Raw genomic sequence first — 22,615 nt, forward strand, 5'->3', positions numbered from 1 at the left:
GTTAAACTAAAATAGGAAGGACAATCGTTGCCAGGGTACGGCAGGTCTCCGTTTTCTTTCAAACAAGCTTCGTTGCAAAGGGCGCGTTGCTGGGCGTCCGCCGTGACGCCTCGCCGAACACGGAAGGCAGGATAAGGGTAATTGCTCCGCCTGCCGTCAGACGGGTGAAACCAATTGCATGAGTATCGCCGTTAACCATCCTGCATATGTTCCTATAGCATATCCGAAGACGGCGAGAATAACGCCTACAGAGATCAACGATGGGTGGAAAGCTGCCGCGGTGACGGTTGCCGATGCTACGCCTCCGACGTTGGCCGTGCTTCCCACGGCCAAGTAAAAAAATGGAATCTTCATCAGCTTGGCGACACCGATTAACAATAGGGCGTGAATGCTTATCCAGATCAGGCCCACGATAAACAATCCCGGATTGTCCAGAATGGCCGATATGTCCATTTGCATGCCTATGGTTACAACAAGCATATACAGCAACGTTGTCCCCAGTTTTGACGCTCCGGCATTTTCAAGCTTGCGGGCAGGGGTAAACGAAAGGATGATACCGATGACTGTGGCAAATAGAACCAACCAAAAGAACCCGTTCGTGAGGGAGAATTTTTCCAGCTGGGGGAAATGTTCCGCCATATATGCGGAAACCGGTGTTGCCAGTAACGAGGAGATACCCGTCCCGCCGAGGGCCAGGGCCAGCATGAAAATGAAATCTCTGGATTCGGGAATGCGGCTATTCGCCTGGGTCCGTTCGTCCATCTGCCTGGTTAGTACCTTGACATCCGTATCGTCAGCCTTTAAAAGTCTGTCAATAGCCTTAGACTTCGTAGCTCCGTATAACAACAGCGCCATCCAGATGTAAGCAACAAACACATCAACGGCCAGTATAGCCGAGAATAGCTGAGGCGATGGTTGCAGAATTTCTTTGAGGGCGACCTGATTTGCACTTCCACCAACCCACGAGCCCGCGAGGGCTCCCAGCCCACGCCATACCTCATCGGGGCCTGCACCGCCAACTACATCCGGCGCAACAATCGCCGTAAGCCAGACGGCTGCTGGACCACCTACAACAATGCCGATTGTTCCGGTGATAAACATCAGTCCTGCACGTTTACGCATATTCCACATCTCCCGAAGATCTAAATTTAGTGTGAATAGAATCAGGCAGGCGGGTAGAAAGTAGCGGCTGCCAATACTTGTCAGCGGCGAATTTATCCCGTCGATGACGCGAAAGGAATTGAGCAAACCGGGTAAAAAATAGCACAATAAAAGAGGTGGGATAACGGAGTAGAACCCTTGGATATACCTGTTTTTCAGTGTGGACGTATAGAAAATAATTCCCAGCACAATCATTAATATACCGAAGACACCGGCTTGGTCAGTGATTAAGGGGGTAAATTCGTTGGTTGTATTTTGCATAATTTTCGGGCAATTGCTAAATTGCTCGTGAAAATATGTAATATTTTCGGAACCACCGCTGTTTTTTTATTATTCTTGCATAAAGATGCGTGGTTTGGGGCGCTTTTTGGTGGACCTCCGTGTCTGCCAGCCGGATGCCGTTAATTTTGTTAGTTGAATAGTATGAAAATTCGAATTTTGGTTGTAGGGTGCGGTAATATGGGGAAGTCGCACGCTAAAGCTTATCACTTGTCGGAGGGCTTTGAAATTGTCGGGCTTGTCGCTAGGGGAAAAAGTAAGGATGAACTGAACGCAGCGTTAGGTGCAAGTTATCCCACCTTCGACGACTATGCAACGGCGCTTGCTGAGACAGTCCCGGATGCGGTGTGTATTGCTACCTATCCCGACACGCACGAGGCATATGCTGTAGCGGCCTTCGACAAAGGGGCACATGTTTTCATCGAAAAGCCGCTGGCAGACAGTATAGCCGGTGCCGAACGGGTTGTGGAGGCTGCAAAGCGCGCAGGTAAAAAACTGGTCGTTGGTTACATTTTACGCTACCACCCATCCTGGATGAAATTCATTGACATCGGTAGAGAACTCGGAACCCCTTTGGTGTTTCGTATGAATCTGAACCAGCAGAGTCATGGATACATGTGGGATGTGCACCGTAACCTAATGAAGAGCCTTAGTCCGATTGTAGACTGTGGTGTTCATTATATCGACGTGATGTGCCAGATGACACCCGCGAAGCCTATACTGGTGTCTGCCATCGGCGCGAGGCTCAGCAACGACATACCGCCAGATAACTACAATTACGGCCAACTGCAAATCCGCTTTGATGATGGATCGGTCGGCTGGTATGAGGCGGGCTGGGGGCCAATGATCAGTCAGACGGCATTTTTCGTCAAGGATGTAATCGGGCCACATGGTTCGGTTTCTATTGTCGCTAGCACGGCGGGTGGTGAAGGAAAATCCGATGCAGTGGAATCGCATACCAAAACCGAGTCGCTTCGGGTGCATCATGCGGCTATCGACGACGCGAACGAGTTCATTATGCAAGATGAGTGGATCAATCTTCAGGATGAACCTGATCATCAGGAGCTGTGTAATCGCGAGCAGGCCTATTTTCTACGGGCGATCCGCGAAGATCTTGACTTGTCGAAGCCGATTCAGGACGCTGTTAACAGTTTGCGCATCGCATTTGCCTGCGATGAATCCGTGAGGACAGGGAAGGTTGTCGAGTTGTAAAGGTGTGAAGTTGTAAGATGCTTCTTTACAACTTTACGGTATATTAAGATATTTATGTGTCTGCAAAGAGATCTCCCACTGTGGATGTTCCTTCACATAATCGATAATGAGGGGAGTCATCTCGGCAGCGCGTGACCACTCGGGCTGTAAATATAGCTTACAGTTTTTGCCTACAAATCTGGCGTGCTCCTCTGCCCACTGGAAGTCGCTTTTGTTAAACACAATGACTTTCAGTTCCCCTGCGGCATTTAACACATCGGGGCGGGGACCTTTAAATTTTTTCGGAGACAGACATATCCAGTCCCAAAAACCGGAGAGCGGATAAGCGCCTGACGTTTCTATAAAAGTTTGTATCCCCTCTTCTTTCAAACGCCGTGTCAGGTAGTCGAGATTGTATATTAAGGGCTCTCCTCCGGTGATAACGACCGTTTTTGCAGGGTGAAGCTTGGCATTTTCAACGATCGCGTCTGCCGGTGTGAGCGGGTGCAGGTCAGCGTTCCAGCTCTCTTTCACGTCGCACCAGTGGCAGCCAACATCGCATCCGCCTAAGCGTATAAAATATGCCGCTTTACCGGTGTGGTAGCCTTCGCCCTGTATCGTGTAAAATTCTTCCATGAGTGGAAGTAAAGTGCCGTCTGCTGGAACCTGATTTGACATGTTCTTGTTTTTTTGAGAGCACAAAGGTACAAAAATAGCCCTATATAATAACGTTAGTTGCCAGCTGGGGGTCAGGAATTGACTTAATTGTGAAGAAGTTCCCTGCCGGAATGTCGACGTAGCCCAATAAGGCGTGCAGGAACGCATTGCCGGAAAGGTTGTACCTCGCGTTTTCTTTTCTTAAAGATATTGAATACCTTTGCTTTTTGTTAAAAACAAGCGTACCTGCGGCACCAAGGTAATTGTACACCTTGCGCGGTTAGGTTTGTATCTTTAAATAAATTAAAATCATATTCGTAGATGATTAACATTACACTGCCTGACGGTTCGGTACGTCAGTATGAAAACGGGACAACAGCCATGGAGGTTGCCCTATCTATTTCCGAGGGGTTGGCGAGAAATGTATTAGCAGCCGAAGTCAATGGTGAGGTGTGGGACGCTTCCCGCGCCATTGAAAGCGATTCGACGGTAAAGTTGCTTACGTGGAACGATCCTCAGGGCAAGTCAACTTTTTGGCATTCGTCAGCTCACTTGTTGGCCGAGGCATTGGAAGCCCTTTATCCGGGGATTAAATTCGGTATCGGCCCTGCGATTGAAACAGGCTTTTACTATGACGTCGATTTCGGCGACCGCGACTTCTCGTCCGAAGAATTTAAGCAGATTGAAGACAAGATGCTTGAACTGGCAAAAAGGAAAGAAGTGTTCGAGCGTAAACCTGTTTCTAAAGCCGACGCTTTAGCTTATTTTGCGGAAAAAGGAGACGAATACAAGCTCGATCTGATTAAGGATCTGGAAGATGGAAAAATCACTTTTTATACACAAGGAAACTTTACAGATTTATGCCGGGGGCCACACATTCCAAATACAGGTTTCATAAAGGCTATTAAGCTTACCAATGTGGCCGGAGCATACTGGCGGGGAGACGAAAGTCGTAAACAGCTGACCCGTATCTATGGTGTAACCTTCCCGAAGGCTTCCGAACTTTCTGACTACTTAAAATTTATAGAAGAAGCCAAAAAACGGGATCATCGCAAGTTAGGCAAGGAATTGGAGCTTTTTGCCTTTTCTGAAAAAGTCGGTGCCGGATTGCCATTGTGGCTGCCAAAGGGAGCTACATTACGCCAGAAGCTACAGGACTTTTTACAGCGGGCGCAGATCAAAGCTGGATACGAGCCTGTCGTTACGCCCCACATCGGTCATAAGCAGCTGTATGTTACGTCCGGTCATTACGAAAAATACGGTGCTGATGCATTTCAGCCTATCCATACGCCGGTGGAAGGCGAAGAGTTCTTCCTGAAACCGATGAATTGTCCGCACCATTGCGAAATTTATAAAACAAAGCCACGTTCCTATAAAGACCTTCCTGTACGCTTTGCGGAATTTGGTACCGTATACCGCTATGAGCAGTCGGGCGAGCTCCACGGGTTGACGCGTGTGAGAGGCTTTACGCAGGACGACGCGCACCTGTTCTGCCGGCCCGACCAGGTGAAGGATGAGTTTAAGAAGGTTATTGACCTGGTGTTATATGTTTTCGGAGCTTTAGGGTTTGATGATTTTACGGCTCAGGTGTCTCTTCGCGATCCGGAAAACCGGTCGAAATACATCGGAACAGACGAGAACTGGGCCTTGGCTGAGGCCGCTATCATCGAAGCTGCGGCAGAAAAGGGACTTCCCACCGTCGTGGAATATGGAGAGGCTGCGTTCTATGGGCCGAAGCTTGATTTTATGGTGAAGGATGCGCTGGGACGAAAATGGCAACTGGGGACGATTCAGGTTGATTACAACCTTCCTGAACGTTTCGAATTGGAATATACGGGAAGCGACAATCAAAAACATCGTCCGGTGATGATACACCGCGCACCGTTCGGTTCGTTGGAGCGATTTGTAGCCGTGCTGATTGAACACTGCGCGGGGCAGTTCCCGTTATGGCTTGCTCCTGAGCAGTTTATCGTCCTGCCAGTGTCAGAAAAATATGAAGAATCTGCAAAAACTCTTTTAGAATCGCTAAATAATTCCGATATTCGCGGACTGATTGACCTTCGTGACGAAAAGGTCGGTCGTAAGATTCGTGACGCAGAAGTTAAAAAAATCCCGTATATGTTGATTATAGGGGAAAAAGAGACGGAAAGTGGCACAGTTTCTGTTCGTAAACACGGGTCTGTAGATTTAGGATCAATGAGTCCACAGGCATTTAAGGAATTATTAATTAAAGAAATAACCGTTTAATTTTTAAATATTTGGCATTAAATAGAGGTGGTGGTCCTAGACCGCCAATGAGAAGGAAAGAACCAGAACATCGCATTAACGAATTTATCAGAGTACCGGAGGTACGTCTGGTCGGCGATAATGTAGAACAAGGAATTTATCCAACCCGCAAAGCGTTAGAACTAGCTGACGAGTTGGAACTTGATCTCGTGGAGATTTCGCCAAATGCAGTTCCACCGGTTTGTCGGATTATAGATTACAGTAAGTTTGTTTACGAGCAGAAGAAGAAACAAAAGGAAATTAAAGCGAACGCGAAGCAAACTGTTATCAAAGAGATTCGTTTTGGTCCGAATACGAGCGACCACGACTTTGAGTTTAAGCTGAAGCATGCTATTAAGTTTCTGGAGAGCGGTGAGAAAGTTCGTGCATATGTTCACTTTAAAGGCCGCGCGATCGTGTTTAAAGAGCAGGGAGAAATTCTCCTGTTGCGTTTTGCGCAGGCGCTGGAAGATTACGGTAAGGTTGAACTATTGCCGAAACTGGAAGGGAAACGTATGTTTTTAACCTTGGCACCGAAGACTGTAAAAAAATAGAATTCTAACAGATTGATATAAAAATAATTGAATTATGCCAAAAGTAAAAACCAATTCCAGCGCGAAAAAACGCTTTAAATTGACTGGAACAGGTAAAATTGCAAGAAAAAACGCTTACAAAAGCCACATCTTGACAAAGAAAACGACAAAACAGAAACGTAACTTGACAACAACCAGTTATGTGCATGATGCTGATATGGGCAATGTTAAACGCATGCTTGCTATCGGTAAATAAGTTTTATCTCAATTTTTAATAATAATTTTTTTAACCGGGTATCAGGTAGTAAGATTGCTGAAAAACGTAACACCTTATACCAAACTAAATTTAATAAGATATGCCACGTTCGGTTAACGCAGTAGCTTCGAGAAGAAGAAGAAAAAGAATCCTGAAATTAGCAAAAGGCTATTTCGGATCAAGAAGCAAAGTTTATACTATTGCTAAAAATACAGTAGAAAAAGGTTTACAGTACGCTTACCGCGACCGTAAAACCAAAAAACGCGAGTTCAGGGCTTTATGGATTCAGCGTATCAACGCAGGTGCACGTCAGCATGGAATTTCGTATTCTCAGCTGATTGGAAAATTGAATGCTAAGAATGTCGGTTTGAACCGTAAGGTATTGGCTGATTTAGCATTAAATCACCCAGAAGCTTTCAAAGCAGTAGTTGACGCAGTAAAATAAAGTTGTAACCGTTATCAATTTGTTAGATATTAAAAGGAACCTTCGGGTTCCTTTTTTTTTTGTTACCGATATTGCGGGACAGTCCTTTTGAATGGTCGCAGACGTTATTGTCTATTGAATGATCATACCCCGCAGCATGGGGGCGGCAGGGCAATAGGCGAAACGTCAGGACGGATAACGTCGACTGCACGCCGTGCTTGCCGAGAAAATGCGTATCTTGTAGAGAAGTTAGGTCTAATTGGCAGTTTTATGGAAAAAATGCAGATATCTATTGTTTTTCAGCCCTGCGAAAACGGGGTTCGCTTCGTAGCGTCATTAAAGCAAGCTGCTTATCGTCTGCTTGAAGCGTCCTATTCAAGTTACCGATCGATCGCGCACATCAGTATCTGTAATCTCCTGCTTTCGGAAAGAGAGGTGGACGTGATCGTTCGCCGTCTAAGGGAAGGTCTGAAGTACGAGCATAGTCAGCACGTGTATTTTGACCGATTCGCGTCATACCCTTCGTCGGGGACATTGTATATGGCTCCTACCGTATACGCGAGGAATTTCCTAAAGGGAAAGATACGGAAAATAGCGGAGGAGATCAGGCAGGTAGTGCCGGTGCGGCCGTCGGCAGATCCTCATTTAACTATAGGCCGCGGATTGGAGAAAGACGATCTTGAGCGTCTGACGAACGCAGCGGTATTTCAGCAGATCGATTTCGATTTCTTTTGTAACGGAATCCTGCTACGTAAGTTTAATCCCGAAAAGAAACATTACGAGCCGCTCTTGGAAATTCCGTTTGGCGGAGAGGAACGTCCGGATGCCGCCGGCGGCCAGCTCGCTCTTCCCTTCACGTAGACATCAGCAAAGCCTTTTTCAGGATGCGTAAGCTTGTTGCCATTTCCTCCTGATCTAAGTGCCCAAATCCTATGCGCATGGCTGTCATGCTGGCATTTTGGTACAGGATGTTTCTCGGTATAAAGAGATGGTCCTCAGCACAATGCTGGCTCAACTGGATCAGGTTTACCGGTGATTTAAACGTTGCCCATACGGCGAGACCTCCTGCCGGCTTGTTTGCCGTAAGCCAGGGCTTAAATTCGTCGGTTAACATATCGATAAACTGATTGCGGCGCTCCCGATATATCTTTAAAGACTTTTTTAGATGCCTTGAGATTAAACCTTCCTCAATAAGTTCACCTAAGGCCTGTTCCATCAGCACGTCGCCCTGTCGGTCTATTATCCCCAGCAGTTTACGCATTTCGACCATAATATTTCTGGGCGCTACGATGAAGCCCGTGCGGAACCCCGGAGCCAGCGATTTACCAAAGGAACTTATATAGATTACCATTCCCGATGTGTCCGCAGTGGCGAGCGGCAGGAGGGGCTGTTTGTCGTAATGAAAGTCGTAGTCGTGGTCGTCTTCTACGATGACAAAACCGAATTCCTGCGCAAGCTGTAGAAGTAACATGCGGCGCGCGGGGCTCAGGCTGACGGTCGTGGGGTAGTGGTGCTGAGGCGTAACATACACCATACGTACCGTCTGTCGCGTACACAGGGCTCGCAAGGCATCAGTGTCAATTCCCTCTGCGTCAACCGGCAATGGATGGATCCGCGCACCATTCTTCTGAAAAACCATATTGGCCGAAAAATATCCCGGCGAGCCGACCACCACCAGTTCGTCCCGCTGTAACAATATTTCGGATAGGATAAAAAGGCTCATTTCCGGGCTCCTCGTGATAAGAAGATTTCCGGCTGATACATGTAGGCCCCGCGACAAGCGCAGGTAGTGTGTAAGTTGTTCTTTAAAGTATTCGCTGCCTTCGTGATTATAGTATCCCATTTTTTTACGGTTTCGTTTCCGCTTCATGTTGGCGCTATAGATTCTGGAAAGGTCCTCCAGCTGCGTTAAACGGATGTCGGGTGTGCCGTCGTTAAATACGTATGCATAATCGGCATAATCGTAGGGGTTGTCCAGCAACATGGAACGTTTAAAGACGAAGCCGGTGCATTTGGGGTACGTTACGTCGGAATCTTGTCGGGCCTTTGGCTCGGGGATGGACGAAGCTATGAAGGCGCCGCGGTTGGGCTTGATGACAATCCAGCCCTGTGCCGATAGCTCGTCGTAGGAAGCGACGACAGTATTGCGGTGGACATCTAGCAGAATGCCTAGCTGCCGTGTGCCGGGAAGTTTCGTGTCCGGCGGTAATAGGTTGCGCTGAATAGCCATGATGAGCTGGTTGGCGATCTGTAGAAAGATCGGTGTCGTAGCGTTCCGATCTATTTGGATAATGCTTCGGAATGGAATGTCAACCGGACTAGGCATAATATAAAAACTGGCATACTTAAACCTGCCGGCAAGGTACTACATTTGCTTCAAATCTGAAACAAATGGCCGATCTTTTAACAAAAATAGTCCATGACGCAGCCGACAGGCAGCTCAATACGCGGCGATTCGTCCTGCACGATGCCCGGTCGACGATGGGCAACGAAATAGATACCGTAATACCAAAATATCATGCTGATGAAAGACCAATCGATGTTGCGCCACGACTGGCGTGAAGAGGAGCTTCTGGCCGTCTACGACAAGCCGCTGCTCGAATTAATCTATGAGGCAGCCACGGTTCACCGGATGTGGCATCGGGCAGACGAAATACAGCTCTCGACACTTCTTTCTGTAAAAACCGGCGGATGTCCGGAAGATTGTTCGTATTGTGGACAGGCTGCGCGTTATCACACCGGCATCGAAGTGCAGTCTCTGTTGCCCACCGAGACGGTTATCGCCCATGCGAGAGAAGCGAAAGAGCAGGGGGCTTCCCGCTTCTGTATGGCTGCGGCATGGCGGGAAGTGCGCGACAATCGCGATTTCGACCGGATCATAGATATGGTTAAAGGGGTAAATGCGCTGGGAATGGAGGTCTGCTGCACATTAGGTATGTTGACCGGCGAGCAGGCAAAGCGTCTGCAGGAGGCGGGGCTGTATGCTTACAACCATAATCTGGATACGTCGGAAAATTATTACGACGAGATCATCTCTACACGTACATTTGACAACCGCTTACAGACGATAGCCAATGTACGTAACGCAGGCATTACGGTCTGCTCCGGTGGAATTATCGGTCTGGGCGAATCGAAAGCAGACCGCCTCAGCATGTTGCAGACATTGGCCAATATGGAGATACACCCCGAGTCGGTCCCGATTAATGCATTGGCGCCGGTCCAGGGAACACCGCTGCAAGATAATCCTAAGGTGGATATCTGGGATATGGTACGCATGATCGCAACGGCGCGTCTGGTGATGCCTGCGACGATGGTACGCTTAAGCGCCGAACGGACGGAAATGACCGAAGCAGAACAGGCTTGGTGCTTCATGGCGGGAGCGAACTCTATTTTTACAGGGAAACGCGAAAAGTTGCTGGTGACACCCAACCCCGGTATCCCGGAGGATCTGGACATGCTGGCAAAGCTGGGACTGAAACCAATGAGCAGGTCCTGAGCCGTACGTGATAAGCTGCCCGTATCACCGGCGGGCGGCTCCTCACGCTGCCACATAGGGAGTAGCGTGAGCCGTGCATATTGATTTTTTTATGCGAAGGCATCCCCTGTAAAAGCACCCCTGGTGATTTACGCTGGTAACGAACTGTATATTATTCTTTTACCTTTTATTTATATCGCTTTTCCCATCACTGGGAAAGCGTGTTTATGTCGTTAAAATTCAGAATCGACATAAATCCCGTAATATTTTCCTAAATTGCAGGGGAAAGGCTCCCTTGGTACATCTTCCGTAGTGGGCTACTCTCATCAACTATTTTTAACTTTTTGTTGATATTCATAAGATTTTTTAAGATTAACCCGTTGTGCATTATGATTTAGGGTTAAAATAAGGGTAAATAAGTTGCTCATTACGCTGATAATCAGTAAATTGTTTTAACCACAAAACGATTTAGAATGAACAACTTAACAGCAAATTACGAAAGAATATTGGAAGTTTTGAGAAAAATATCGACAGACAGGCAATTACCTATGCAACGCAGACGTCCAGCTATGAGCGACCTTGAGTTGATCAGTCTGAGTTTGACAGCAGAATACATGGGTATTGATAGTGAAAGCGATCTTTTCCGAAAGTTACCGTCTTGTCTTCTAAGTAAAATAGACCGTACAGTATACAATAGAAGGAAACGAAGATTGATGCCTTATCAAAACGCTATCGGTCTGAAGCTTGCCGAATCTTTTAACTCTTGCGAAGATGTATTTATCGTGGATAGTATGCCTTTGGAAGTCTGTAAAATTGCGCGCAGTTCCCGCTCAAAAATATGTAAAGAAGAACTCTACAGCAGTCCGGCAAAGGGGTACTGTGCCTCACAAAAGATGTACTATTTTGGTTATAAACTCCATGCTGTATGTTCTTTAAAAGGTGTCTTTCAGTCGATTGACCTTACACCGGCGAATGTCCATGATATTCATTATCTGAATGATATCAAAGATCAGATCTCGGATTGCACGCTGTTGGGAGATAAAGGATACCTGTCCCAAACGATACAGTTAAACCTTTTTGAACATGCCAAATTAGATTGGATACCCCAAAAAGAAATAACCAAAAGGGATTTAAACCTCAATTTGGCCTGTTCAGAAAATCTAGAAAGAGGATTGAAACTTTATTCTCTCAAATGTGCGACCAGTTCATGGTTAGACGCAACTATGCCAAATCTTTCGACGGTTTCAAAACCAGGATTTTAACAAAGATTACAGCAATGACGGTAATTCAGTACATCAACAAGAATCTATTCAATAGAAACATAAACAATTTAAAAATCAGCATTATTTAAAATGCACAACGGGTAAGATTATTAAAATTATATTTGGGAACATACCGATGAAAAACAGTTATGAAGCTAGCAAAAAGGGTTAGAATGGTGTTTGCAGATGATTCTGACATCCATCATTTCTATCTTAGCAATTTGTTGCCTGCATTTCCGAATCTTGAACTTGTCCACATGGCGAAGGACGGCAAAGGGCTGTTGTCGTTCTTAGAGCAGCAGGCAGATGTGCCGGACGTCGGGATTATAGACTTACATATGCCTGTTTTGGATGGATTAAGTACTACCAGAGAACTTTTGCAGCGCTATCCCCGTATACGTATTTATGGATTTACGTCGTCGAGCGATGCGCGTGAGAAGGAAATGATGCTGCAGGCTGGAATGTGTAAAATATACGCCAAAAATGAGCTGCGGGAACTGCTGGCAGAAATCGCTGCGTGCAACGGATGAATTTTCTATCGATACGCTTAACCACGGCCGTCTACCCCAATAGCGCAACAGCCTTTTTGTTTTTTTAATCGAGTAGCGAACGATTTTAGTAGTTTTGCACTATGGAAAAAATTCAAGTGCTGAATAACTATATCGCGGCAGTACGCGAAGAACTGCTGCATCACCCCTTATATCAGAAAATTGTTGATATTCATGGGCTGAGAACCTTCACCGAGGGACATGTGTACGCTGTTTGGGATTTTATGTCTTTACTAAAAGCTTTACAGGCACAGCTAACGTGTGTAAAGGTGCCTTGGTTTGCAAGCCCATACCCCACGACGCGTTACCTGATTAACGAAATAGTATTGGCGGAGGAGTCGGACGAATATATTGACGGCCGGCGTCTAAGCCACTTTGAGATGTATTTGGATGCAATGCGCGGTATGGGATCTTCGGTAGGACAGATAGAAGGTTTCGTTGAGATCGTAAAAAATGGTTCGGGCATGGAAGAAGCGCTATTGCTTCAGCCGATTGATGAACGTATTCGGGACTTCGTACGTTTTACCTTTGAGGTCATCGCAAGCAACGAACCTCATAAAATAGCGTCGGCCTTTACTTTCGGACGCGAAGATCTTATACCCGATATGTTTACATCTATTCTTCGGGAAATACAATCCCGTTTTCCTGCTGCCGATCTGAGTAAAATGATTTATTACTTTCAGCGACATATCGAGCTGGATGGCGATGAACACGGTCCCCTCGCCATAAAGATGATTGAAGAGTTAGCGGGAGACGACGAGCAGAAATTGGAGGAGATGGCGGTCGTAGCTAAGGAATCACTGAAAAAACGTTTGGCTTTGTGGGATGCCATAGCGGATAACATCGGCTGATGTGCCAAAGGAGAAGCCTGCCGTCCTGCAGAATCTATGCGGATCGGACAATGAAAGAAAGCTGCAGGCGTCGGCTCTTTCTGTGTCCATGGTGGATGTTGGCGAACAACGACAGGAATTGTTCCGCAGTGCGCCCGCGTGCGGCGGCAAACCCGTCGGAGCTCCCCGGCCCGTGTTGAGGACGTCAACAATCAGACGGGAATCTTGTTAAGTAGATAACCCGGTGCAACATTGGCTCAGTACAGGCTCCGCCGAAGCCCGTCACGGCGTCTATCCTTCGACAAGCTCGGATGATACCGAGTGCTTTACGGTCACGCTGGGCATTTGGGTAGGCTCAGTACAGGCTCCGCCGAAGCCCGTCACGACGTCTATCCTTCGACAGGCTGTGGATGACACCGAGTGCTTTACGGTCAAGCTGGGCATTTGGTAGGCTCAGTACAGGCTCTGTCGAAGAGCGACATGTTCTGGGCTTTCGGGTAGTAAATGGACGCCATACTGGACAACGGGTAGAAGACAGCAAAAATGAAAATGTTATGGAAAAATTTGAACTTAATGTAGATGGACAGGGGCGGGGCGAACTCGCCTTATTGGTCGATGGTATAAAAGCTGGGAAGATGGACGTTTTCATCCGTGGAAGTGTGCTAACAGTTTATCACACGGAGGTAGACCAGATGCACGAAGGTAAGGGATATGCTAAGCAGCTTCTCGGCGAGCTTGTCCGTCAGGCGCGTGCCCGGGAGTTGAAGATCAAACCCTTATGTCCGTATGTTCACGCACAGTTTACGAGACATCCCGACCTCTATAACGATATTTGGTTAAAAGAGCAATAACCCCGGCCATAGACATCGGGGATGTGGCTGAAAGGCGGGTTTCACCGCCATAGTACGTAGGATCATGAATACGCTTAGAACCGATACCAACGGACAATCCGGTGATACTAAAAAGGATGATTTTTCGCAGCTGGCCACAGCCGTTCACGTTTCGTTCCCGCAATCCCGCTTGTTCGGTTTCCCAGACCTTTTCGACACCTAAAAATAAAATCTATAAAAACAGTAGACTTTATTTAAACTATTGTTATATTTGCTCGTCCGTGTGCCGTTCACATGGCAGAGCAGTAATTTAATAATGGAAAAATGATGATATACCTTCTCAGAAAGCCACCATTGTCTTCTCCGGAGTTTTCCTATTTAGGAGCCAGTTGGGTGAAAGTCGGCCGAATGCGTTAGGATACGGACGTTCCTACGTCCGTATCCTACTGCAAACCACGGGTATCAATTGGCGTTGGCACTTGTATTTATTTACTATTAAACTCACGATCTTATGAAAAGAAATAGAGTACGTTTGTATTCTACCTGTATTTTATTGTTTGCGCTGGGCTTGGAAAGCCCTAATCTGTATGCGCAAGTAGAAACAAAGCCGATCATCAATGCATCGATTACGGGAACCGTCATTGATGGAGAAACCAAGGAACCTTTGGCGGGTGTCACTGTCCAGCTGGAGGCCGTCACCCATAGTGTAAAGACCGATGTAGATGGTAAGTTCCGTTTTGTAACCGGACAGAAGTTGCCGGTTACGGTGGTGGTGACTTATGTCGGTTATCAACGAAAAAGTGTGGTACTCTCCGAGCCGTCTTCTGTAATAGAGTTGAGCCCTTCGGTAGAAAACCTCAACGAGGTAGTCGTTACTTCCCGAAGGCGAAGGGAACAGCTTCAGGACATACCGCTTCCGGTATCCCTGATCCGCTCGGCAACCATTGAAGATGCGGGGGCATTCAACGTGAGCCGCATTAAGGAGATCGTTCCTACCGTACAGCTATATGCATCAAATGCAAGAAATACCACGCTAAACATACGCGGGCTGGGGTCTACGTATGGTCTCACCAACGATGGTATAGACCCCGGTGTAGGCTTCTACCTCGATGGGGTATATATGGCCCGCCCAGCGGCAACATGGCTGGACTTTATTGATATTGAACAAATAGAAGTCCTGCGGGGACCGCAGGGTACGCTGTTTGGAAAAAATACGACGGCTGGGGCATTCAACATTACTTCCCGTCTTCCTTATTTCCACCCAGAAGCCAACTTCGAGGTAAACTATGGAAACTACGGCTTCATTCAGGGTAAAGCTTCCCTAACAGGGCCGCTTATTAAAGACAAGTTGGCGGCGCGCGTCTCGTTTTCCGGTACGCAGCGGGATGGAACGCTCTATAATGTTGCAGCGGACAGAGCAATAAACGACATGAACAATATAGGCTTTCGTGGGCAGCTGTTATATACGCCCCGCAGTGACGTAAAGGTGTCTCTCGTTGGCGATGTGACCAAGCAGCGTCCGGACGGATACGGGTGGGGAATTGCCGGTGTCGTTAAAAATCAGCGATCTGCGTACAGACAGTTCGACCGCATATTGGAAGATCTCGGATACCAAATTCCCTATGAAAGCGCATTTGAAAGGAAGGTCGATCTGGATACGCGGTCCAGGGCTGATAACGAGCTAGGAGGCCTGTCGTTAAACATAGATTATAAGTTAGGGAACGGTACGTTGACGTCAACATCGGCATGGCGTTACTGGAAATGGGTGCCGTTGAATGATAGAGACTATTTAGGCATACCGGTATATACGGTGTCTTCGGGAAATTCCCTGCACGACCAGTGGTCGCAGGAATTCCGATACGCGGGACAGCTTGGCGAGAACATCAGTGGCGTGGTCGGCGTATTTGGGCTCTGGCAGGATCTGAGAACGGACCCGGTACATACGGAGGAAGCGGGAGATGCATTATGGCGGTTTCAGCAGCAGAACGCATCGCAAACACAGTGGGGCCCGGGGCTTATCGACCGAGTGGGCATCCGCACGCGCTACGGAATAAAGAGCGCGAGTCTGGCAGCCTTCTCGCAAATAGACTGGGCCGTCACGCCAAAGCTACATATCCTTCCGGGATTACGGTATAACTATGATAAGAAGACGGCCGATTACGACCGGAAAAAATATATTGAAAATAATATTGCTTACACGGCGGAGCAGTTTGCTGCGGTTAACAGCATCTATTCCGATCAGCAATTTCTCGTTGATGCGGACGCTGCCAATTTCTCGGGACAGCTGTCGTTGCAGTACAAATTTACGCCGCGCTATAATGTGTATACAACCTACTCCCGGAGCTATAAACCAATAGGTATTAATGTCGGCGGACTGCCCGTTATAGATGGAAGGGTGGCGACGGAACTGGCGGAAGTCAAGCCAGAGTCGGTAAACCATGTGGAGTTTGGCTTAAAATCCAACCCGTTGCCCAACACCTTTCTTAATATTACCGCTTACCGGAGTCATATTAAAGATTACCAGACGCAGGTGCAGACGCCCGATCCGGGGGTCAACAGGGGCTATCTGGCGAACGCAGAGCGGGTACGGGTGCAGGGTGTTGAGGTCGACGGAAGCTTTCAGCTGAAGGACTACTTCCGGCTGAATGCGGCGCTGGCGTATACAGACGGTAAATACGTTACTTTTACCAATGCCCCTGTCCCGTTGGAGGAAGTGGGAGGGGAGCTCGCCTTTAAGGACATATCTGGGGGCGTGCTGCCCGGTATTTCGAAGTGGTCTTGGTCCGCGGGGGCAGAATTGACTCAAAAGGGACGGTTGCTTACGCTGGAAGGCCGGTATTTTATAGGACTCGATGTGTTTTACCGATCGGATTTTTCATCTAGTCCATCGCCGTCGCAGTACCTGAATGTCGAAAGTTATGCATTGGTAAATGCACGTGTCGGTTTTAGGGCAACACGAGGCTTGTCCGTCATTGTGTGGAGCCGTAATCTTACGGATAGGGACTATTATGAGCAATTGCTGGCCGCTCCCGGAAACTTCGGACAGTATGCAGGGGTGATTGGTGATCCACGCACCTATGGTGTGACTCTGCGGTGTGCCCTAAAATAGGAGAGTTAAAAGCGGCTTTCAACTTTGGGGTGGTCGCCTGATGTGATTGACGAAAAAAACGAGGCGATACGTAACTTTGTTGTGAAGTAGCGTGGTTTAGGCCAACACTTGTGGCATTTTGACGTTAATTGTCGTTATATTCGTAATTCATAATTTTAGTTAATAATTGGTTAGTAGAAAGGCACCTGAAGCTCCCCGCTTCAGGTGTTCTTTGTTTATTGTCAGCGCCTCGTTGCGCAACCCTAGGTCTGTCGGTATACCGCCTTCTGTAAAGTTGATACATAGCCTTTGGTTCTGCTGTATGTTAGGCTGAGCCTGTCGAAACCTGTCTCGGTGTTTATCCTTCGACAAGCTCTGGATGACACCGATACCGCCACGTTAGGCCGAGCCTGTCCGAAACCTGTCTCGGTGTTTATCCTTCGACAAGCTCTGGATGACACGGAGACTTCCCCACATCAGGATAACAACCAATGCCGATCAGCTCCACATGCAGAACAGGTATATGGGAGTGCAACGGTACCGTCTATAAACGAAAGTAGGTGCCTTCAAGAAGACACCTACTTTCGTTTATAAGAAATAATGTTATTACCGCTTATTAGTTTGTCGGTACTGCTGGCGTTACCGGTGTGGCGTTTGCGCTGATACCTAACTTCGCTTTTACATCTGCTGAGATGTCTTCTCCCCCCTGGAAATAAATGACGCTTCCGCTAGACGTGTCCAGAACATAGGCGTAACCTTTTTCCTTAGCCACCGCGTTGATTGCGTTCATCACTTTTGTCTGTATAGGCGCAAGAAGTTCCTGTTGTTTTTTTCCAAGGTCTTCTTGTGCTACACGTTGCACCTCCTGGATACGTTGCTCGATATTCTGTAACTCCTGACCCAATGTCTGCAGCTCCGCATCTACTGTCGCTTTGTTGGCTTCACTGCGGTTTCTAAGCTTTTCATTTGCGTCATTCTGTTTCTTCTGGTATTCTTCATACATCCCCTGAAGTTCTTTCGTTTTTGTATCGTTCAACGTCTTGAGTTGATCGTTTGCAGTTTTGAATTCAGGAGTCATTTGAAAGATCTCGTCCGCGTTCACATGTCCGATTTTTTGTTGCGCACTTAATGATTGTGTGCCCAACACTACCACTGCCGCTACAGCTACACTTCTAAATAAATTTTTCATTCTTTCCATTTTAATCTTTGTTGCCTACTAAGCGCAGACACGACTTTTTTGTTTTTTTATAATGTTAATAATTAATTCCGATTTTTCGACAAGTATAAACAAAAAAATTAGTTTGCCAAGCTCGGATTGGGCTTCAATCCTAATTTTGTAATGATTTCATTACTTTTATCCAGTGCCGGATTCGCGTAGAGGAAAGTAACCTCGGTACCTCGATCGAGGATAAGATCCAGGCCCTGTGCTGTAGCAACGTCCTGAATGGCTTTGGCCACGCGATCCTCAATAGGCTTAATAAGGCGTACCCGCTCTTTGAAGAGGTCTCCTTCAAATCCGAACCGTTGGCGCTGCAATTCTTTAACTTGCTTCTCCTTGTTAACAATTTCATCTTCTCTGCGTCTGCGCATGTCTTCGTTCAACAGCACCTGATCGTTCTGATAAGCCTGGTAAAGTTTCTCAATTTCTCCGTATTGTTTATCGACTTCCTCCTGCCATTTTGTAGAGAGGTCGTCCAACTGCTTCTGCGCCGCAACATATTCAGGGATATGTTTTAAAATGTACTCGGAATCTACATAAGCGAAACGCTGGGCGAACGCTGCACTTACCGATGTAACAACAAAAGCGACGATAAAAACTATTCTTTTCATAGTGACTGTTCTTTTTACAAGTTGTAGGACAATTATAGTTCCAAAAGGTTTAAAAGCCTCCCATATTCTGCAGGATACTGAAGGTAAAGTTTTGCTTCCATTGGCTTGACTGTAATCCCGGAATCGGATCGAACGCATGACCGTAGTCGATGCCCAACATACCGAAAATCGGAAGGAATATCCGTGCTCCTACGCCCGCCGAACGTCGCATCTTAAATGGATTGACTTCGCTAAACTTATTCCATGTGTTTCCTGCCTCCGCGAAAGCCAGTACAAACACCGTGGCCTGCTCATTTAACATCACAGGGTGACGAAGTTCTAACTGATATTTTGCGTAAATCGGACTACCGGAGTTTATCGCAATATTCGCGAATCCATTGCCTGTCGACTCCGGAATGATGGTACCGTTGGCATAACCACGCATGGCAATAATTTCAGATCCCTGCAGGAAGTCGAATCCCATCATACCGTCTCCTCCCAGCTTAAAGCGTTCGAAGGTAGAGGTTGGTGTTCTGTCGGTATAATTACCCAAATAGCCGAACTGTGCCTGTGTTTTTAATACAAGTTTGCCAGCAATCTTTGTGTACCATTGGCTATCAAACTTCCACTTATGATACTCCGTCCATTTATATCTCACGTTGTCCGGTGCTGTTTGGTAATTAATACTATTCCATGCGGAATAGGGTGGAGTCAGCTGTACCGAAAACCGGAGGTGAGAACCGGAGGTCGGATATATCGGTGCATCGACGGAGTTCCGGCTGATCTCCTGTGTCAGGTTGATGTTATACGCTGTACCGTCGGAGAACAGGAAGTAGTTTCCGTAGTTCTGCAACTTATACTGCTGGAAGGATAGGGACGTATTGATCTGGAAATAGTTGTCGGGCCACTGCAGACGTTTTCCCAGCGTCGCTGTAACCCCTGTCATCCAGATACGGCTTAATTCTTCGTCGCTCACCATCTGGCGACCCGTAAACATGTTAAACCCACCCAACGATGAATTGGACGTATAAGCACTCAAGCCAAAATAGATAGGCTTTTTCCCTCCCAGCCAAGGCTCTGAGAACGAAAAGCTATACGACTGATAACGTTTACCCGACGTTTGCCCACGGATACTCAGCTTTTGTCCATCGCCACGGGGTAGGGGTTTCCAGGCATCTTTCTTGAAGAGGTTACTGGTAGAAAAGTTATTGAATGTTAGCCCCAACGTTCCGATAACTTGTCCTGCCCCGTAGCCGCCGGAAAGTTCGACTTGATCGGAGGGTTTTTCCACCACGGTATACTCCAGGTCGGTGGTCCCCTCTTCGTAGTTTAGGTTCGTTGGCACCGGATTAATTTTTTGCTCATCGAACATACCTAACTGCGAGATCTCCCGCACGCTGCGCATAAGCATTTCCCGCGAAAATTTCTGCCCCGGTTTAGTGTAAATCGAGCGTAGTACCACACGGTCGTTTGTCACATCGTTTCCTTTGACGATCACGTTGTTGATGGTGAACTGCTTCCCTTCGCTCAATACAATTTCCAGGTCTATAGTGTCGTTATAGATCCGCTTGATAATAGGCTGCACACCGAACGTCAGATACCCGTCGTTTTGGTAGAGGGCGCTTATGTCGTCGCTATTGCGTGTGGGCCCGGAAAGCTTCGTGTTTAGCTTCTCTTCACTGTAGATGTCGCCCTTCTCGATACCGAGTATCAGATTCAGTATGGAATCGGTGTACTTCGAGTTGCCGGACCATTCAATATTCCCGACATAATAACGGGGGCCCTCGTAGAGGTTCAGATAAATATCTACTTCATTGTTGTCGTGGCGGACGACGCTGTCCGATAGTATCTGTGCATCGCGGTAGCCTTTGTCCTGCATTTTCGCGACTAAGTTCTCTTTGGCTTCTTTATATTTTTCGTCTTTAAATTTGCCAGGGCCGAAAATGCGGAACCAACGACGGGGTTTCACCCCCTTAAGATATTTCCGGAGCTGTTTGTCAGAAAACGCTTCGGAGCCTTCAAAATGGACCCGGTGCACCCTGATTTTTTTATTCTTCTCCACATCAACAACGACGATTTCGTTGTTGGCCTGTGCTGTATCTTTCTCTGTACGTATTTTTATCTCGGGGTACAGGTAGGATTTTTCGCGCAGGAATTTTTGGATGGTAGACTGCGTGGTTTTAATCAGGTTCGCGTTGACGATCTTTCCCGAGTTCGTATTGAGCCGTTTACGGATCTCTTCGGTTTCGCCCTTTTTTAATCCGTTGATATCGATCCGTGTTAGACGCGGGCGCTCCTGCACCCGTATTTCCAGATAAATATTGTCGCCTTCGATCCGTTCGGCATACAACTGCACGTCGTCGAATAGGTTTTGACCCATTAGCGTTTTTACGACATTAGCCGTCGCTTCGCTCGGAACTTCGATATATTGTCCGACCACCAGTTTCGAAATGGTAATCAAAACATCATTATCCAGATATTCAGTGCCTGAAACGCGGACACCCCCGATGACGTAATTCTTGGGGTCCAAATAACTGATTTCATCGGGATCGTTCAGATTGATGGGGTTGTTGCCCCTTATCTGAGCGAATAATTGTTGTCCTCCAAAAAGTATGGTAAATGCTATTAGATATAGTACGCGCTTCATTTATTCTGTTTTCTCGGTGCTAAAGTACACCAATCTGTTGTTAATTTTTGTTAAAAGAAATAATTAATAACCAACCTATTAATTAGGCCTTTAATTGACGCTGCAAAGGTAAATAAATCCCGGAGCCTGTTTAAATTTATCTAATTATTTTTTTACGTCTCAAACTGTGGTTCTGAGCGCAGGAAAAGGCGTTGCAGCACTCTCGGGCCCTGCGCTCCGTCCAACGCGTTCAGAGAACACAATCTAACGATTTTTATCTATCAACACAACGGAAAAGCTCTTCTTCAAATGCTTACAGTTGTTCGCTTGTCTTGCCGAATCTTCTTTCGCGCTGCTGGTAGTTATAAATGGCTTCGAAGAGGTCTTCCCGCTTGAATTCCGGCCACATTTTATCTAAAAAGCAAAACTCGGTATAGGCCATTTGATAAAGCAAATAGTTGCTGATACGTTGCTCGCCGCCGGTACGGATCATAAGATCCGGATCGGGGATCCCGGATGTATAGAGGTTGTCGCTAATCGTCTGCTCATTGATATCTGCCGGGTTAAGTCTGCCGTCAGCGACCTGTTTCGCGATAGAGCGTGTGGCCTCTACGATTTCGGATCGTGATCCATAGCTTAATGCCAGCGTCAGCACGCAGGCCGTGTTGTCCTTGGTCAGGGTTTTCGTGTCTTCAAGCTTAGCCTGACAGTTTGATGGCAGATCGGCGATATTGCCGATGGTGTTAAGGCGTATGCCGTTCGCTATGAAGGTTTCGGTTTCCTTGGCCAGTGTGTTGACCAGAAGCTCCATCAACGCCTGTACCTCGAACTTCGGCCTGCTCCAGTTTTCTGATGAAAAAGCATACAGTGTCAGGTATTTTACACCGATGTCTACGCACCCTTCCATCGCCTCGCGGACAGCAGACACGCCGTTCTGGTGTCCAAATATCCGAAGCTTGCCTATGCCTTTGGCCCATCGGCCGTTTCCATCCATGATAATTGCTATATGTGCAGGCAGATTCTCTCTATTTATTTTCTCTTTGAAACTCATCTGTGTGATTGTTTAAATATGCCGACAGCGATGCGTGTTGGTGTTATTTGTGTTTAAGGTGATACCAGGTTTAGAAAAGCAATTCCGGGACAGCTGTTGCAGATGACATACGTACAGGCTGCCATAGCCGCCGGATTTCCCGTCTGCGGGCTCTCCTGCAGGTCGGGGCACGGAGCGGCAATGCTGGACAATGTATGAATATGGCTTCACAAACTTGAAATTTTGGTGTAAAGATAACGGTTTTCGGACAATATGAGATATATGTTTAGTAACTGCGTTGATTACGGCCGTGCGCATAACCCGCGTTTGATTCTTATTTCGGTTCAGAAT

At 47.1% G+C, this 22,615-nt stretch carries 18 protein-coding genes and 1 pseudogene; 12 read left to right on the forward strand and 7 right to left on the reverse strand.

The window, feature by feature from the left end:
• Positions 1-156 precede the first annotated feature (156 nt).
• The gene (locus tag BC792_RS02370; RefSeq protein ID WP_148907384.1) at positions 157-1,422 is read right to left on the reverse strand and encodes a DUF819 family protein; all 1,266 of its coding nucleotides are present in this window, start codon (positions 1,420-1,422) and stop codon (positions 157-159) included.
• Between the two features lie 162 nt (positions 1,423-1,584).
• Here BC792_RS02370 and BC792_RS02375 point away from each other — a divergent pair, with 162 nt between their 5' ends.
• Positions 1,585-2,652 (forward strand): Gfo/Idh/MocA family protein, encoded by a 1,068-nt coding sequence (locus BC792_RS02375; RefSeq protein WP_148907385.1) that lies wholly within the window; start codon positions 1,585-1,587, stop codon positions 2,650-2,652.
• Between the two features lie 33 nt (positions 2,653-2,685).
• On the opposite strand, the gene BC792_RS02380 is transcribed toward BC792_RS02375, so the two are convergent.
• Positions 2,686-3,309, reverse strand: coding sequence for a 7-carboxy-7-deazaguanine synthase QueE (locus tag BC792_RS02380; protein ID WP_148907386.1), 624 nt, complete (start codon positions 3,307-3,309; stop codon positions 2,686-2,688).
• A gap of 300 nt (positions 3,310-3,609) precedes the next feature.
• On the opposite strand from BC792_RS02380, the gene thrS reads away from it, so the two are divergent.
• The 5 genes from thrS (at position 3,610) to BC792_RS02405 (ending at position 7,627) form a co-directional block, all read left to right on the forward strand.
• Positions 3,610-5,535, forward strand: coding sequence for a threonine--tRNA ligase (gene thrS, locus BC792_RS02385; protein WP_148907387.1), 1,926 nt, complete (start codon positions 3,610-3,612; stop codon positions 5,533-5,535).
• Positions 5,536-5,582: 47 nt separating this feature from the next.
• Positions 5,583-6,107: a translation initiation factor IF-3 gene (gene infC / locus BC792_RS02390; RefSeq protein WP_425262445.1), complete on the forward strand. Its 525-nt coding sequence runs from the start codon at positions 5,583-5,585 to the stop codon at positions 6,105-6,107.
• 34 nt (positions 6,108-6,141) lie between these two features.
• On the forward strand, positions 6,142-6,342 hold the full coding sequence (gene rpmI, locus BC792_RS02395) for a 50S ribosomal protein L35 (protein WP_148907389.1): 201 nt from the start codon (positions 6,142-6,144) through the stop codon (positions 6,340-6,342).
• A gap of 100 nt (positions 6,343-6,442) precedes the next feature.
• A complete protein-coding gene (gene rplT, locus BC792_RS02400) occupies positions 6,443-6,787 on the forward strand; it encodes a 50S ribosomal protein L20 (protein ID WP_148907390.1) in 345 nt (114 codons plus the stop codon).
• Between the two features lie 249 nt (positions 6,788-7,036).
• Positions 7,037-7,627, forward strand: coding sequence for a 2'-5' RNA ligase family protein (locus BC792_RS02405; RefSeq protein ID WP_148907391.1), 591 nt, complete (start codon positions 7,037-7,039; stop codon positions 7,625-7,627).
• On the opposite strand, the gene BC792_RS02410 is transcribed toward BC792_RS02405, so the two are convergent.
• The gene (locus tag BC792_RS02410) at positions 7,620-9,092 is read right to left on the reverse strand and encodes an aminotransferase-like domain-containing protein (RefSeq protein ID WP_148907392.1); all 1,473 of its coding nucleotides are present in this window, start codon (positions 9,090-9,092) and stop codon (positions 7,620-7,622) included. The genes BC792_RS02405 and BC792_RS02410 overlap by 8 nt on opposite strands.
• A 198-nt stretch (positions 9,093-9,290) precedes the next feature.
• Between BC792_RS02410 and bioB the strand changes: the two genes are divergently transcribed.
• The 6 genes and pseudogenes from bioB (at position 9,291) to BC792_RS02440 (ending at position 16,820) form a co-directional block, all read left to right on the forward strand.
• Complete coding sequence (gene bioB / locus BC792_RS02415; RefSeq protein WP_148907393.1) at positions 9,291-10,262, forward strand: biotin synthase BioB; 972 nt, start codon at positions 9,291-9,293, stop codon at positions 10,260-10,262.
• A 452-nt stretch (positions 10,263-10,714) separates the two neighbouring features.
• Positions 10,715-11,592, forward strand: a pseudogene (locus BC792_RS02420) (IS982 family transposase).
• Between the two features lie 60 nt (positions 11,593-11,652).
• The gene (locus BC792_RS02425) at positions 11,653-12,033 is read left to right on the forward strand and encodes a response regulator (protein WP_148907394.1); all 381 of its coding nucleotides are present in this window, start codon (positions 11,653-11,655) and stop codon (positions 12,031-12,033) included.
• A gap of 101 nt (positions 12,034-12,134) precedes the next feature.
• Entirely contained in the window at positions 12,135-12,902 is a 768-nt protein-coding gene (locus tag BC792_RS02430) for a DUF3050 domain-containing protein (protein ID WP_148907395.1), read from the forward strand.
• Between the two features lie 533 nt (positions 12,903-13,435).
• The gene (locus BC792_RS02435) at positions 13,436-13,732 is read left to right on the forward strand and encodes a GNAT family N-acetyltransferase (RefSeq protein ID WP_148907396.1); all 297 of its coding nucleotides are present in this window, start codon (positions 13,436-13,438) and stop codon (positions 13,730-13,732) included.
• Between the two features lie 490 nt (positions 13,733-14,222).
• Positions 14,223-16,820 carry a TonB-dependent receptor gene (locus BC792_RS02440; RefSeq protein WP_148907397.1) on the forward strand — a complete coding sequence of 866 codons (2,598 nt, stop codon included), beginning with the start codon at positions 14,223-14,225 and terminating at the stop codon, positions 16,818-16,820.
• Positions 16,821-17,415: 595 nt separating this feature from the next.
• On the opposite strand, the gene BC792_RS02445 is transcribed toward BC792_RS02440, so the two are convergent.
• The 4 genes from BC792_RS02445 to BC792_RS02460 all read right to left on the reverse strand — a co-directional run bounded on the left by BC792_RS02445 (position 17,416) and on the right by BC792_RS02460 (position 22,285).
• Positions 17,416-17,988 carry an OmpH/Skp family outer membrane protein gene (locus tag BC792_RS02445; protein ID WP_148907398.1) on the reverse strand — a complete coding sequence of 191 codons (573 nt, stop codon included), beginning with the start codon at positions 17,986-17,988 and terminating at the stop codon, positions 17,416-17,418.
• 107 nt (positions 17,989-18,095) lie between these two features.
• Positions 18,096-18,629: an OmpH/Skp family outer membrane protein gene (locus BC792_RS02450; RefSeq protein WP_148907399.1), complete on the reverse strand. Its 534-nt coding sequence runs from the start codon at positions 18,627-18,629 to the stop codon at positions 18,096-18,098.
• 49 nt (positions 18,630-18,678) lie between these two features.
• The gene (gene bamA / locus BC792_RS02455) at positions 18,679-21,255 is read right to left on the reverse strand and encodes an outer membrane protein assembly factor BamA (RefSeq protein WP_148907400.1); all 2,577 of its coding nucleotides are present in this window, start codon (positions 21,253-21,255) and stop codon (positions 18,679-18,681) included.
• Between the two features lie 292 nt (positions 21,256-21,547).
• Positions 21,548-22,285: an isoprenyl transferase gene (locus BC792_RS02460; protein ID WP_148907401.1), complete on the reverse strand. Its 738-nt coding sequence runs from the start codon at positions 22,283-22,285 to the stop codon at positions 21,548-21,550.
• Positions 22,286-22,615 lie beyond the last annotated feature (330 nt).

The sequence above is a fragment of the Sphingobacterium allocomposti genome (assembly GCF_008124885.1).
Lineage (GTDB): Bacteria > Bacteroidota > Bacteroidia > Sphingobacteriales > Sphingobacteriaceae > Sphingobacterium > Sphingobacterium allocomposti.

Bases quoted from the DNA above. Each gene is read 5' to 3' on its own strand.
- BC792_RS02370 (WP_148907384.1), bottom strand. From the start codon at position 1,422: ATGCAAAATACAACCAACGAATTTACCCCCTTAATCACTGACCAAGCC.
- BC792_RS02375 (WP_148907385.1), top strand. From the start codon at position 1,585: ATGAAAATTCGAATTTTGGTTGTAGGGTGCGGTAATATGGGGAAGTCG.
- BC792_RS02380 (WP_148907386.1), bottom strand. From the start codon at position 3,309: ATGTCAAATCAGGTTCCAGCAGACGGCACTTTACTTCCACTCATGGAA.
- thrS (WP_148907387.1), top strand. From the start codon at position 3,610: ATGATTAACATTACACTGCCTGACGGTTCGGTACGTCAGTATGAAAAC.
- infC (WP_425262445.1), top strand. From the start codon at position 5,583: ATGAGAAGGAAAGAACCAGAACATCGCATTAACGAATTTATCAGAGTA.
- rpmI (WP_148907389.1), top strand. From the start codon at position 6,142: ATGCCAAAAGTAAAAACCAATTCCAGCGCGAAAAAACGCTTTAAATTG.
- rplT (WP_148907390.1), top strand. From the start codon at position 6,443: ATGCCACGTTCGGTTAACGCAGTAGCTTCGAGAAGAAGAAGAAAAAGA.
- BC792_RS02405 (WP_148907391.1), top strand. From the start codon at position 7,037: ATGGAAAAAATGCAGATATCTATTGTTTTTCAGCCCTGCGAAAACGGG.
- BC792_RS02410 (WP_148907392.1), bottom strand. From the start codon at position 9,092: ATGCCTAGTCCGGTTGACATTCCATTCCGAAGCATTATCCAAATAGAT.
- bioB (WP_148907393.1), top strand. From the start codon at position 9,291: ATGAAAGACCAATCGATGTTGCGCCACGACTGGCGTGAAGAGGAGCTT.
- BC792_RS02425 (WP_148907394.1), top strand. From the start codon at position 11,653: ATGAAGCTAGCAAAAAGGGTTAGAATGGTGTTTGCAGATGATTCTGAC.
- BC792_RS02430 (WP_148907395.1), top strand. From the start codon at position 12,135: ATGGAAAAAATTCAAGTGCTGAATAACTATATCGCGGCAGTACGCGAA.
- BC792_RS02435 (WP_148907396.1), top strand. From the start codon at position 13,436: ATGGAAAAATTTGAACTTAATGTAGATGGACAGGGGCGGGGCGAACTC.
- BC792_RS02440 (WP_148907397.1), top strand. From the start codon at position 14,223: ATGAAAAGAAATAGAGTACGTTTGTATTCTACCTGTATTTTATTGTTT.
- BC792_RS02445 (WP_148907398.1), bottom strand. From the start codon at position 17,988: ATGAAAAATTTATTTAGAAGTGTAGCTGTAGCGGCAGTGGTAGTGTTG.
- BC792_RS02450 (WP_148907399.1), bottom strand. From the start codon at position 18,629: ATGAAAAGAATAGTTTTTATCGTCGCTTTTGTTGTTACATCGGTAAGT.
- bamA (WP_148907400.1), bottom strand. From the start codon at position 21,255: ATGAAGCGCGTACTATATCTAATAGCATTTACCATACTTTTTGGAGGA.
- BC792_RS02460 (WP_148907401.1), bottom strand. From the start codon at position 22,285: ATGAGTTTCAAAGAGAAAATAAATAGAGAGAATCTGCCTGCACATATA.